General features: G+C 36.3%; 13 protein-coding genes. 8 read left to right on the top strand and 5 right to left on the bottom strand.

Annotated features, from left to right (window positions below):
• The first annotated feature begins 7 nt into the window (after positions 1–7).
• The 5 genes from VL047_RS04490 (at position 8) to VL047_RS04470 (ending at position 5,063) form a co-directional block, all read left to right on the top strand.
• Positions 8–715: a hypothetical protein gene (locus VL047_RS04490; RefSeq protein WP_325358902.1), complete on the top strand. Its 708-nt coding sequence runs from the start codon at positions 8–10 to the stop codon at positions 713–715.
• Positions 712–2,880, top strand: a complete 2,169-nt coding sequence (locus VL047_RS04485; protein WP_325358901.1) for a sensor histidine kinase — start codon at positions 712–714, stop codon at positions 2,878–2,880. Before VL047_RS04490 ends, VL047_RS04485 begins: the two co-directional genes overlap by 4 nt.
• 2 nt (positions 2,881–2,882) lie before the next feature.
• Complete coding sequence (locus VL047_RS04480) at positions 2,883–3,350, top strand: hypothetical protein (protein ID WP_325358900.1); 468 nt, start codon at positions 2,883–2,885, stop codon at positions 3,348–3,350.
• 74 nt (positions 3,351–3,424) lie between these two features.
• Positions 3,425–4,000 (top strand): DUF4256 domain-containing protein, encoded by a 576-nt coding sequence (locus tag VL047_RS04475; protein WP_325358899.1) that lies wholly within the window; start codon positions 3,425–3,427, stop codon positions 3,998–4,000.
• A gap of 85 nt (positions 4,001–4,085) precedes the next feature.
• Positions 4,086–5,063 carry a diaminopimelate dehydrogenase gene (locus VL047_RS04470; RefSeq protein ID WP_325358898.1) on the top strand — a complete coding sequence of 326 codons (978 nt, stop codon included), beginning with the start codon at positions 4,086–4,088 and terminating at the stop codon, positions 5,061–5,063.
• Positions 5,064–5,072: 9 nt separating this feature from the next.
• Here the strand turns inward: VL047_RS04470 and VL047_RS04465 are convergent, their stop codons facing one another.
• From VL047_RS04465 to VL047_RS04455, 3 genes are read right to left on the bottom strand one after another with little or no spacing between them, the layout of a single operon-like run.
• Complete coding sequence (locus tag VL047_RS04465) at positions 5,073–6,074, bottom strand: FAD:protein FMN transferase (protein ID WP_325358897.1); 1,002 nt, start codon at positions 6,072–6,074, stop codon at positions 5,073–5,075.
• 10 nt (positions 6,075–6,084) lie between these two features.
• Positions 6,085–7,395 (bottom strand): Gfo/Idh/MocA family oxidoreductase, encoded by a 1,311-nt coding sequence (locus VL047_RS04460; RefSeq protein ID WP_325358896.1) that lies wholly within the window; start codon positions 7,393–7,395, stop codon positions 6,085–6,087.
• Positions 7,396–7,415: 20 nt separating this feature from the next.
• Complete coding sequence (locus tag VL047_RS04455) at positions 7,416–8,393, bottom strand: formylglycine-generating enzyme family protein (protein WP_325358895.1); 978 nt, start codon at positions 8,391–8,393, stop codon at positions 7,416–7,418.
• 244 nt (positions 8,394–8,637) lie between these two features.
• Here VL047_RS04455 and VL047_RS04450 point away from each other — a divergent pair, with 244 nt between their 5' ends.
• Positions 8,638–9,435 carry a metallophosphoesterase gene (locus VL047_RS04450; RefSeq protein ID WP_325358894.1) on the top strand — a complete coding sequence of 266 codons (798 nt, stop codon included), beginning with the start codon at positions 8,638–8,640 and terminating at the stop codon, positions 9,433–9,435.
• Positions 9,416–10,021 carry a hypothetical protein gene (locus tag VL047_RS04445; RefSeq protein WP_325358893.1) on the top strand — a complete coding sequence of 202 codons (606 nt, stop codon included), beginning with the start codon at positions 9,416–9,418 and terminating at the stop codon, positions 10,019–10,021. The genes VL047_RS04450 and VL047_RS04445 overlap by 20 nt, the downstream gene beginning before the upstream one ends.
• A 35-nt stretch (positions 10,022–10,056) precedes the next feature.
• Here VL047_RS04445 and uxuA read toward each other — a convergent pair whose 3' ends face one another.
• Positions 10,057–11,220: a mannonate dehydratase gene (gene uxuA / locus VL047_RS04440; protein ID WP_325358892.1), complete on the bottom strand. Its 1,164-nt coding sequence runs from the start codon at positions 11,218–11,220 to the stop codon at positions 10,057–10,059.
• Positions 11,221–11,250: 30 nt separating this feature from the next.
• Complete coding sequence (locus tag VL047_RS04435; protein WP_325358891.1) at positions 11,251–12,072, bottom strand: SDR family oxidoreductase; 822 nt, start codon at positions 12,070–12,072, stop codon at positions 11,251–11,253.
• A 369-nt stretch (positions 12,073–12,441) separates the two neighbouring features.
• Between VL047_RS04435 and VL047_RS04430 the strand changes: the two genes are divergently transcribed.
• On the top strand, positions 12,442–13,479 hold the full coding sequence (locus VL047_RS04430) for a LacI family DNA-binding transcriptional regulator (protein WP_325358890.1): 1,038 nt from the start codon (positions 12,442–12,444) through the stop codon (positions 13,477–13,479).
• Position 13,480: the final 1 nt, after the last annotated feature.

Genomic DNA, 13,480 nt, shown 5'->3' with positions numbered 1-13,480 from the left:
TTCTAAAATGATTCAGATAAGAACCTTCAGAGCCCCGGATGATCCAGAAGCTTGTGAGAAATTTATTGTTGGTCATAAAAAACTACTTGAAATCTTTGGTATAACCAAAATTACCTCCAATAGACAAGAATGGGTAGATGACTATAATACCAATGTTATTTTAGTTGAGGACCCGAAAACAAAAATTGTATACGGCGGCGCAAGACTACAGGTTGTTACCGGCCAATATAGTTTACCCATAGAAGATGCCTTGGGTAAATATGATAATGGAATTTACGAGATGGTGAAAGAAGATCAGCTATCGGGTGGAACTTGTGAGCTATGTGGTCTTTGGAATTCGAGAGAGGTTGCAGGAATGGGTATCGGGAGTTACATTTTATCTCGTGTGGGAGCTGCCATCGCATCGCAGCTATCTTTAAAAAGCATTTTTGTTCTTTGCGCACCCATTACTGTTAGAATGGGTAAACGAGTGGGTGCAGTTGTTGAAGAGTCTTTGGGAGATAAGGGTCTCTTTTTCTATCCGAAAGATGATCTGATTGCTACTGCAATGAGGTTAAGAAATATTTATGATTTAAGCACTGCCGATCCTACAGAAAGAGAGAAAATTCTTTCTCTTCGGGAAAATTTTCATCAATTCATAATGGAAAAAGGACCAAAAGGAACTTTTGAAGTTGAATACAATTTAAAGATACCTAACTTGGTGAAGAAAATATGATTATTAAAAAATATTATTTACTCCTAATTTTGCTGCTTCTCAATAGCAATATTAGTTATGCCAGGGATGGTATAGTCAATTATATTTTTGATAATAATAAAGAGCTTTTAGGGATTAACAAAGGTGTTAGTGTATATATTGACAAAACACGAGAATTAACAATTAATGAGATTGTTGATAAACCCTTCCTGTTAGATAACGATTCCAATCTCAATTACGGAATTACAGATTACAAAGTTTGGATTAAATTTCAGATTAAGAACCAAACGAAAGATGAGGATCTCTTTTTAATGGCATCTCAGCCTTCTATTGATAAGATTAGCCTTTATACGAGAGATGATACATCTGGTGAATGGAAAAGTAGAGATTTAGGGGAATATAAACCGTATGAAGATCGCTTCAGGGAAAGCCCTAATTTTATTTTCCCAGTAACGATACCCTATGATACCTCACGCGACTTTTACATTAGTATCCAATCAAAAGATCAACTGCAGACATCTTTTTATGTGGGTAATGAATTAACTATATCGCGTTGGGAATCGAACAGGTCCTTTCTGATCGGAATCTACATTGGAATGATCCTTATTATGGCTCTTTACCATATTTTTATTTACTTTACAGTAAAAAACGTAAGCTACATCTATTACATATTATTCATATTATGTGTTGGTTTAGTTCAAATAAACTTTCACGGTTTTGCATTCAAATACCTATGGCCTGACAGTCCCTTTTTAGCATTAAACAGCACCTTTCTAGTGCCTATGCTATCTGGTTTATCAACAGCCTTTTTTATCAAGAGTTTTTTACATACACGTTCGTTTACTCCCAAACTGGATAAAGGTATTAATATCTATATTTTCTTATGTATCGGGGCAACAATTCTGGGGATGTCTGGGTTCAATGTCATTGGAGTAAAAATACTTCAGCTTATTGCCTTGGCAGGTGCTATATATGCTATGTATATTGCCTTTGTTATCATGCGAATGAATTATAAGCCTGCTAAATTTTTCTTAATAGCATTTGCTTTATTCTTTGTATGTATTATCATTTTTGTACTGACGAATTTCACAATTATTATCCCTTATAGCGTATATTCTCCCTATATCTTGATGTTGGGATCCATTATTCAGATTGTATTACTTTCTTTCGCTCTTGCGGATGAAATAAATACCTATCGAAAAGAAAAAGAAGATTCGCAGGCACAGGCTTTAGAAACTTTAAAAGAGAACGAAAGAATTATCAAAGAACAGAATGTTTTTCTTGAAAAGGAAGTAAACGCCAGAACCATTGATTTGGTTAAATCAAACGATAATCTTGAGAAGTCTTTACGGGATCTAAAGCTAGCACAAACACAGCTGATCGAAACTGAGAAGCTGGCTTCTCTGGGTATGTTAACTGCCGGTATTGCGCATGAAATCAATAACCCTATTAACTTCGTTACGGCTAGCGTAACACCTCTGAGAAGGGATTTGGATCAGGTTTTTCAAGCTCTTGGAGAATTAGAACGTATTGGTCTATCCCCTTCTCCTTTCTTTGACAAAAAGGATGAAATAGAAAAAATTAAAGAAGATTTAGAAATTGAATATGTAAAAGAAGAAATCCAATCTCTTTTAATGGGGATTGAGGAAGGTGCCAATAGAACTGCAGGTATTGTGAAGAGCTTACGCATCTTCTCGCGCGTTGATGAAGATGATTTAAAATTGGCAGATATTAACTTGGGAATGCAATCAACTTTGGTGATTCTTGATAGCTCATTGAAGGATACTATCAATTTAAAAACAAATTATGGCAAGCTACCTCTTGTAGAGTGTTATGCGGGTAAGCTTAATCAAGTATTCCTGAACTTATTAACGAATGCATCTTATGCTTTAAAAAAGAAATTTGGCAACAAACCGGGTGCAGAATTAGAAGTTAGCACTTATCAGGAAGAGGATTTTGTCTACATTACAATAAAGGACAACGGTGACGGTATTGATGAGAGTATCCGAAATAAAATCTTTGATCCTTTCTTTACAACCAAAGATGTTGGAGAAGGAACAGGTCTTGGTTTGTCGATTGTACATCAAACTGTGCTAAAGCATCAAGGTGAGATTACCCTTAATTCAACACTTGGAGAGGGCTCTGAGTTTATTGTAAAAATACCTATTAAACAAAGTGATATCTAAACATGTATTTAACACTATTAACATTACATTCCTTAATTCGATGGTTTGTTTTGATAAGTTTAATTATTTCTATTTACCTCGCCTACAGAGGTTGGCTAAAAAACAAACCCTATACTAAATCTGATAAAACAATACGGATTATCACAGTTTCTATTGCTCATACACAATTAATTATTGGTTTATGGCTTTATTATATTAGTCCGATAGTTGATTACTTTCTACATAACTTTAAAGAAAGCATCCATCAAACACAACTTCGTTTTTTTGGAATGGAGCATATAACGATGATGATGATAGCGATGACTCTGATAACTGCGGGTGCAGGAATAGCCAGAAGAAAAAAGAATGATAGAGATAAATTCAAATCAACAGCAATTTGGTATTCTATAGCACTGTTTATTATTTTCACATCCATCCCCTGGGAGTTTTCTCCTTTTACAAGCAGACCCTATTTTAGATTTTTTGAGTAAGGATCAGCACTAATTATGACTTTTGTATCTTAGTACTTGAGAGCTGTGAATCGAAATAATTTAATCTATAAGTTATGAGCAACAGAATTAGTAATAAAAAGGAACTTTCATCAGAGCAGCGCGAAGAACTACTTGCCGTATTAAAATCACGCTTTGAGAAAAATAGAATTCGCCATAAGGGCTTAGAATGGAGTAAAATTCAAACCAAACTAGAAGCCAACCCTGAAAAACTATGGTCACTGGATGACATGGAAATAACCGGTGGTGAGCCAGATGTGGTTGCGTACGATAAAAAAACTGACGAATATATTTTCTACGACTGTTCAGCAGAAAGCCCAAAAGGTCGCAGAAGTATTTGCTATGACCGCGAAGCGCTGGATGCAAGAAAGGCTCATAAACCTGAAAATACTGCTTTAGATATGGCATCTGCCATGGGAATAGAACTTTTAACCGAAGAAGAGTATCGAACATTGCAGCAGTTGGGAGATTTCGACACAAAAACATCGAGCTGGATTATAACTCCTTCGGATGTGAGAAAACGTGGCGGTGCTCTCTTTTGCGATCGTCGCTACGACAAGGTTTTCACATATCACAACGGTGCAGACTCGTATTATGCTGCCAGGGGGTTTCGCGGGTCATTAAGAATCTGAGTTTTATACCCCCGACAATTGAATATCCGTTCATATTTACTTTTTATTTAACTTCGCTGCATAAACAAATAAAAAGACGAACATTATGAATGATATTTTAAGAGTTGGTATTGTTGGATACGGTAACCTAGGAAAAGGCGTTGAATTAGCAATTCTGCAAAATCCGGATATGGAGCTGATTGCTATTTTTACAAGAAGAACTCCTACTGAATTGAATACTGACTCTAAAGTAGTTTCCATCTCGCAAATTGAAAATTTCAAAGACAAAATTGATGTAATGATTCTCTGTGGAGGTTCTGCAAAGGATTTACCAGAGCAAGTGTCAATGATTTCCAAACTGTTTAATACCGTAGATAGCTTTGATACACATGCTAAAATCCCAGAATACTTCAAACTGGTCGACGAAAGCACTAAATCTAGTAATACATTGAGTTTAATTTCTACAGGCTGGGATCCTGGGCTATTTTCGATGGCTAGATTACTTGGTCAGAGCATTTTACCACAAGGAGAAGATTATACTTTTTGGGGAAAGGGTTTAAGTCAAGGTCATTCGGATGCAGTAAGGCGAGTTCCCGGTGTTAAAAATGCGGTTCAATATACTATACCCATTGACAGCGCGATTGAAAAGGTGCGTGCTGGGGAAAACCCTCAACTTTCGACAGCCGAGAAACATCAAAGAGTTTGTTATGTTGTTGCAAAAGAGGGCAGCGATTTATCAGAAATTGAAAACAACATTACTACAATGCCGCATTATTTTGATGAGTATCAAACTACTGTGAATTTTATCACTGAAGAAGAATTACTAGCAAATCATTCGGGTATGCCTCATGGAGGGGTTGTCTTCCGTTCTGGCATTACTGGAAATGGATCGAAACAAAGAATTGAATTTAGTTTAGATTTAGAAAGCAATCCTGAATTTACAGCCAGCGTTTTGGTAGCTTATACAAGAGCGATAGGCAAGATGGCAAAAGAAGGACAAACAGGAGCTCGAACTGTATTTGATATTCCATTAGGGTATCTATCTCCAAAGTCGGCAGAAGAGCTTCGAAAATCTTTATTATAGCATAACGGCTTAGTTTTTTAAGATTGCCTTAAAACCATTAGTCATGGTATCAACGATACTACCTTGTTCATTTTTATACACAAAGTAGGCTTCTAAATCAGTGTGCTGATCTAAAAAACTAAAAGCATCCTTTATCCCCATAGATAAAAGAGCATTGTCATAACCATCGGCAGATATAGCATCTTTGGCAAGTACAGTGACAGATAAAATTTCTGAATGCACAGGATAACCTGTTTTGGGATTAATAATATGGGGCAGTTTCTCTGCTCCATATTCTATATAATTTCGGTAACTTCCCGAGGTCGTTAATGCTTTTCCTTTGATAATAGCGACATGCTTTATAGTAACTTCATTAGAATTTACAGGCCCTTCAATACCTATTTTGAAATCTTCCCCATTCGGCTTATTACCTTCAACTCTTAGCTCCCCTCCCAGTTCAACCAAAAAGTTCTTTATGCCGTTGGCTAGTAAAAAATTTGCTATAACATCAACCGTATAACCTTGAGCAATCCCATTTAAATCAATTTTAACTTCGGGCTTTAGTTTTTTTAAATAGCTTCCAGTTAGCTGAATATTTTCCATACCAACAAATGGCAGAATTTGCGCTATTTGATTACTGTCCGGAAGTTTTGTGATTTTGTCAGCAGAGAAACCCCAGACTGCAACGAGTGGTGCAACAGTGACATCAAATATACCGTCCGTTTCTTTATTAATTTGAAAAGCTCTTTTCAGGACTTGTTGAAAATGGAAGTCTAATTCTCCTCCTTGTGTAGATTCGTTGATAGTTGAAATCAATGAATTGGATCTGTATAAAGACATAGAATGATCAATCACTTGCAGAACACTATCAATCTGATTTTGAGTAACCTTCTCATTATCATGATAATACGAAATTAAATAAGTGGTACCTTGTGCCCGACCATTAAATGAAAAATGTACCTGCTTGGAATCCTGGAAGGACCAGAAAACCAAACAAGTACTTAGTATTAGAATGCTAAGAAAGCCTTTCAACCCTTCACATTTAAATAACTTTTGTTTTACCCGGTTGAGCGTAAGGATATAAACCATTTGCATCTGGTAAAACTTTTGGCAAAGCATCCCAGCTTAATTTATCTGGCATTAAGCTAATATCAGAAGCTAATGCTTCATCCCAACTCAAAACTTGTCCTGAATAGGTAGCTAGTCGGCCTAATATTCCGGTAAATGTACTTTTTGCTCCACGCTCCCCATCAGCAAACTTATATTCTCCTTTTGCAATCGCCTCAAAAAGCTCATCATGTTCTGTTTGGTATGGATTAGGATCACCTTTTCCCTGATGATTGAAAATTTCCTTACCATCCTTATCCCAAAGAGTTCCTACATTAGAAGCTGAAAGATAGACTTTACCACCTGTACCTTGGAAAGTTTCATCTACCCGATTGGAAGTTCCTTCAAAATGCCGGCATTGACTATAAATTACTGATCCATCTGCATAAGTAAATTCAACTGCATGGTTATCATAGATTTCACCATATTCTTTTCCAGTCCTCCAAGCTCGGCTTCCTGTTCCTTGTGCTGATACCGGATATCCTCCTATCACCCAATTTGCAACATCTAATTGATGCACATGCTGTTCAACGATATGGTCACCACATAACCAGTTGAAATAATACCAATTTCTCATTTGATAATCCATTTCAGTTTGATTAGCCGTACGAGGTCTTACCCATACACCACCACTATTCCAATAAACTTGTCCGGATTGAATTTTACCTATTGCTCCATTGTGAATTTTTTCAATCGTTTCACGATAGTTCTTTTGATAACGACGTTGCAAACCAACAACAACATTCAATTTTTTACTCTCTGCTTCTTTTGCTGTAGCTAATACCTGACGAATACCCGGTGCATCTACAGCTAAAGGTTTCTCAATAAATACGTGCTTGTTCTGTTTAACAGCTTCTGCAAAATGCATAGGTCTAAAACCCGGAGGAGTAGCAAATAATACAACATCTGCAAGCGCAATTGCTTTTTCATAAGCATCAAAGCCTACAAATTTGTGTTCTTCAGGCACATCAACCTTATCTTTAAACCGTGCAACAAGTCTTTTATAGCACTCATCTAAGGGGTCTCTAAAAGCATCAGCCAATGCCACAATCTTAAGATTTTGCTTCGTACTTAATGCTTGAAACGCAGCACCGGTGCCCCGACCACCACAACCAACTAACGCAATTTTGATAGTATCATCATTTGAAGCAAAAACTCCGTTAATTGGCGCTGTGCCAATAGCAGTAGCTCCTGCAATCATAGCTGTCGACTTTAGGAAATCTCGACGATCATATTTATTCTTCATAGTTATTTAGTTTTAGGTTTTTAATAATCTTCAATTGGTTTTTTATCATAATAAGCTTCAATCTCTTCTTTAGAAGGCGTAACCGCCGGTCTTACAAGTCGAAGTCCTATAAAAGGAGCCTCTGGCATCCACCAACTACTTTTAGGAATTTGCGGATCAATCTGCTTCCATATAGGGTCAGAAGCAAGGCGGGCAGCTGAACGCAAAGCTTTGGCTTCATCCTGAAAGGAACCACCACGAATGCTATGTGGATAAAGAGTTTCCGGTACAACTACCGGATTAGAGCTAACCTTGCCTGCAAAAGCATCATAGTTGTCTATATATTGATCAAAAGTCCACTCGGCTACATTCCCATAAATATCATATAAACCCCAAGGATTAGGTTTTTTCTTACCAACTTCATGAGTTTTGTTATTACTATTATCTTTAAACCATGCAAAGTCGTTTAATTGTGCAGGGTCTTCGCCAAAAAAATAAGCAGATTGTTTGCCGGCTCTCGCCGCATATTCCCACTCTGCTTCCGTAGGTAATCGATAAAAGATCCCTGTTCTGGCATATAACCATTTACAAAACTGGATAGCATTGTATTGGGTCATTGCTAAAGCTGGGTGATTTTCTTTGCCCATACCGAAAGTCATGTCTAAATAAGGCTTGGTAGGTCTGGTTACTGCATCTACTTCTGATGATATTGGCTCTAAACTTTGAGTGACTTCATAATCTTTATATAAAAATGGTTCAAAAATATCCCAGGTGACCTCAAACATGCTCATCCAAAATGGATCTAGTTTTACATCATGTACAGGTTTTTCATCTGCATTTCCATTATCACTTCCCATTTTAAAAACTCCGCCGGGTATAGCTTGCATCTTAAAAGATAGATTCGTGCCGTCAATTTTTTGACTATAATTCTGATGATCAGGTGTTGGTGTTTCTTGTTGAGCTACTGAAAGAAAACTAATTAACGAGATTGGTATTACTAATAAATATTTATAACTCATGTATTCAATGTCGGTTAAACCTTTAAATGTTTAAAAGAATCCCAATTTAACATGATTATTCTAAAAACCAAAAGCTAAGAACGAATTAATTGCATCTTTCTACTGACATCACAATGTCATACTTCTCATATCAAGTCTCTATATTCCAATATGACCTATTTATCCGATATTTTAACCTTTTATAACCCTCATCATATAGCGAATTTTGCGATTTACATTACCAAAATGAATTTCAAACTTAACAATGAAGGTATTTTATATATTTCTATTTTTTTCTATATGCATCCTCAGTTGCAAAAATATCGAATACAGTCCCAATCAAATATTCGATAAAAACTCGTATAAAAATATTAATGCTAAGAACCTAAAAAAAATAAGTAACGGCAATCAAGACGACACTGTTCGGTTCATTATTACAGGCGACACCCAGGAATGGTACGATGAAACGGTAAAATTCTATAAGAAAGTTAACACTATGCCTGGAATTGACTTCGTCATTGTAGCTGGCGATGTTACCGAATTCGGAACATTAAAGGAAATGCAATGGCTTGCGGAAAAGCTTAATCATTTGAATCCTCCTTATGTAACCGTAATTGGAAACCACGACCTTACTTCGCGTGGAAGGGATGCATTTGCCAGAATGTACGGAGATCTGAATTTTTCCTTTGTAAATGGTGGGATAAAGTTTATTTGTCATGATACAAATAGCAGAGAATACCAGTTTAATGGAAGCGTACCCAATATATCATGGCTTAAAAATGAATTAAAACCTGATGCCGGGATCAGTAATTATGTCGCCATTTCTCATGTGCCGCCGACATCTAATGACTTCGATAAAAGCCTTATCAAAGAATACGCTGCGGCCTTTGATGAAACTCCAGGATTCCTTGCTTCCTTTCATGGCCACACACACAATTTCGAAAAATTTAAATTGAATAATTCCAATATTCCTTATGTAATTACCAGTGCTATGGGAAAACGTGAATTCCTACTGGTGGAGATTATAAATAAAAAATTAAGTTTTGAACAAATATCTTTTTAAAACATCTGCTGCTATCTTATTTTTCTTTCTAGGGACCGCAATGAGTTATGCACAAAAACTAAAATTCTTAATTCCTGATGAGGCGATTGCTCAATATGCAGGAAGTATTGGGTACTTCAGCATAGGTGCAGGGTACGAAATCTTCAAAAATAAAAAAGGTAATCTGGACTTTAATTATGGTTATGTTCCTGCATCTAAAGGAGGAGAACTGCATGCTGTTACGGTAAAATTAGCTTATAAGCCATTTGAAATAGAATTAAGCGATTGGGGAAAACTTTATCCCTTCAATCCCGGTTTCTTTCTCAGTTATACCTTTCATAAGGATCTGGATTTTCTATATCACCCAAATGATTATCCACCGGGCTACTATTACTGGTCTCCTGCATTAAGGCCACATTTGTCGGTTTCAAATGAAATAGAATTTTCTATGGATAAAATCTGGAATGGTACGGGTATTAAGAAGGTTGGTATTTATTCAGAATTCAATACAAACGATTTCTACATTGTCAATTACCTTCAGAACACCTCCTCTCTATCATTATCGGATGTTTTTCAACTGGGGATCGGTATTCGATTGAAATTCTAGTCAAACACCGATCCACATGTAGTCTCTCATTCTGATTAATTGGTCATGCTTTCAATTCCCATCTCCAACCCTCTTAATTCTGCCAAACCTTTTAGTCTGCCAATAGCAGAATACCCTGGGTTTGTAACCTTATTCAAATCATCAAGCATCTGATGCCCATGATCTGGCCGAAATGGAATAGAATTAGCTCTTTGCTTATTAATGGCTACTAACTCCTTCATTACACCAGCCATATCTACATCACCTGTAAGGTGATCTGATTCATAAAAGTTACCATTTTCATCTTTTTGGACATTTCGTAAATGTGCAAAATAAACCCGGTGTCCGACTGCTTTCAGTATCTCTACAGCATCGTTATCAGGATTCGCGCCCAAAGATCCGGTACATAAACAAATACCGTTTGAAGGATGGTCTACGGACTCAATGATATGTAATAAATCTTCTTTAGAACTGGCTATCCGAGGTAACCCAAGAATAGAATAAGGAGGATCATCTGGGTGGATAGTCATTTTAATATTTAATTGCTGACAAGTATCCATGATAGACTGTAAGAAATAAGCTAAATTTTCTCGCAAGCCATCAAATCCTATCTTTTTATATATTTCAATGCTTTCTGTAAGTTGTTCAAGAGTAACCCCACCTTCGGTAGGAACCCCCATCAGAATATTTTCTTTTAGTAATTGAACTTCAGCTTCAGTCATCTGATTAAACCTTTTCTCAACCTGCAGCAATACTTTTTCTGAATAATCCTTTTCTGCATTTTCCCGCTTCAAGATAAACAAGTCAAAAATGGATAGATCAACCCAGTCAAAATATAAAGCTTTTGAACCGTTTGGTAATACATAATCCAGCTTGGTACGGGTCCAATCTAGAACAGGCATAAAATTGTAGCATACTACCTGAAGTCCGCAAGCTGCAAGATTCTGCAATGTTTGCCGATAATTGGATAAGTATAACTCACATTGGCTGCCCTTCGTTTTAATCTCTTCATGAACAGGTACGCTTTCTACTACGACCCATTTAAGACCAGCCTCTTCTATTATTTTCTTTCTCTCTAAAATCTCTTCTATTGGCCATATTTCACCATGTGCTACTTGATGCAATGCACTCACAATTCCTTCAGCACCTGCCTGTTTAATGTCTTGTAAGGATACCGGATCGTCCGGACCATACCATCTCCAACTTTGTAATAAAGCCATGTCTTTATATTAATAAATTAATAGTGAGTTTTATACACCGCTGTAGGCATTAAAGCCTCCATCTACCAAAATGGTTTCTCCACTTACGAAACCAGAAGCGTCACTTAACAAATAAATAAGAGTTCCACTCAATTCTTCTGGTTCTCCTAAACGTTGATAAGGAGTATTGTTTATATACCGCTGTGTCCTATCTGTGTTAGTTCCATCGGAATTCACTAATAAATCGCGGTTTTGTTCTGTAAGAAAAACTCCGGGTGCAATTGCATTAACCCTCACTCCTCCTCCATATCTTAATGCAAGCTCGGTAGCCATCCATTTGGTATAAGCTTCAATTGCCGACTTTGCCATGGTATAACCTAAAACCCGGGTAATAGATTGTTGTGCAGCTAAGGAAGAGATATTAACAATAGATCCTTTTCCCTTTTCTGCTATCACCCGGCCAAAAACATGCGTGGGAATGACCGTTCCAAATAAATTCAAATCAACTGCCTGACGTGTATATTCCATTTTTGCATCAAACAAATTCTGATCAGGTTGAATAACTGCACCGGCAATATTACCTCCTGCAGCATTCACAAGTCCATCAATAGTGCCCCAGGTATTTATAATTTGTTCTTTGGCTGCATAAATTTCCTCTTCTATTAAGACATCTGCCAATATAGAAAACGCCTCTCCACCTATTGCCTTGATTGCGTTCACTCTTTGATCTGCGCGTTCCTTATTTCTTCCCAGTACTACAACCTTGGCCCCTGCTTTGGCCACATCCAATGAAAACGAAGCGCCTAATATTCCTGTTGCGCCCGTAATTACTATTACTCTGTCTTTTAATGAGAACTTGTTTAAACCTTCCATTTAATCTTTAAGCTATTTTTTTAAATTACTCTTATGTTTTATATCTAATACAAGACAATCTACAAACTTTAATTGTCAGTTAATAAAATATCTTTACTCATTTGTGCTAAATACCTTATTGTAGTTTGCAACCGATTGCATAAATGTAGAATAATTATTCAATTTAACAAAGTAACAAATAAAAATTCAAGTCCAATAATCGTATCAAGGGAGCCTCTCTCCCATGCAAATCGGTTTATATTACAAGATATTAAAATAGGTTATTGTATCATTTTCTGTTAAATTACATTAAATAATACCATATTGCAATCGGTTGCAAGCAATCAATTTTTTTTGTACTTTTAAAAACCTAAATTCAGATTAAATTATATGGCCAAAAAAGAAATAACAATTTATGATATTGCTGAACAGTTAAATATTTCTCCAACCACGGTAAGTAGGGCATTAAATGATCATCCTGCAATTAACATAAAGACCAAGACCAAGGTAGCCGACCTTGCAAAACAATTAGATTACAGATCGAATAAATTTGCAAGCAACTTACGAAAACAAAACACCCATACGATTGGAGTAATCATCCCTAAACTGGACAGTTTATTTATGTCTTCGGTAATTTCAGGAATCGAAAAGGTAGCAAACAATGCAGGTTTCAATCTTATTATAAGCCAGTCATTTGAATCTGAAGAAAAAGAGAAGAAAAATGCTACCACTATGTTTAATAGCCGGGTTGATGGACTTATTGTCTCTTTATCAAACAAAACAAAAGATCTCAGTCATTTTAAAACCTTCATTAAGAAGGGTGTACCAATTATCCTCTTTGACCGTATTGCCGAAGACCTTCCATCCACTAAGGTTGTCATTGACAATTTCAAAGCAGGATACAATGCAACCCGTCATTTGGTAGAACAAGGTTGTAAAAACATTCTTCACATCACTAGTGATTTAAACAGAAACGTATATAAAGACCGTTTTGAAGGCTATAAAAAAGCCCTTATTGATTCTAATATAGAGTACGATCCTGATTTATTTATTACAAATGACCTAAGTGAATCAGCAATTATAGATTGCATTGAAAATAATGTGTTAAAAAGAGAAACCCTACCGGACGGTATTTTTATAACCAACGACTTTTCTGCGGCATTCGCCATTACGACTTTAAAACAAGCAGGCATCAGAATTCCTGAAGACATAGCAATCATTGGTTTTAACAATGATCTAATTTGTAAAGTAACTGAACCAGCTATCAGCACAATTAATTATCCAGGTAAAGAAATGGGAGAAAGTGTTGCGCGTATCCTTGTAAACCATTTAGAAGGAAATGGAAATCTTGGCATAACAAATACAGTCGTGTTGAATACCGATTTAGTTATCCGTAAATCTTCTTTAAAAAAATCAAAAACAGAATAAT

Source organism: Albibacterium sp. (genome assembly GCF_035514885.1).
Lineage (GTDB): Bacteria > Bacteroidota > Bacteroidia > Sphingobacteriales > Sphingobacteriaceae > Albibacterium.
The sequence above is the reverse complement of the archived record's forward strand: the minus strand, read 5'-3'. Positions and strand labels throughout refer to the sequence as shown.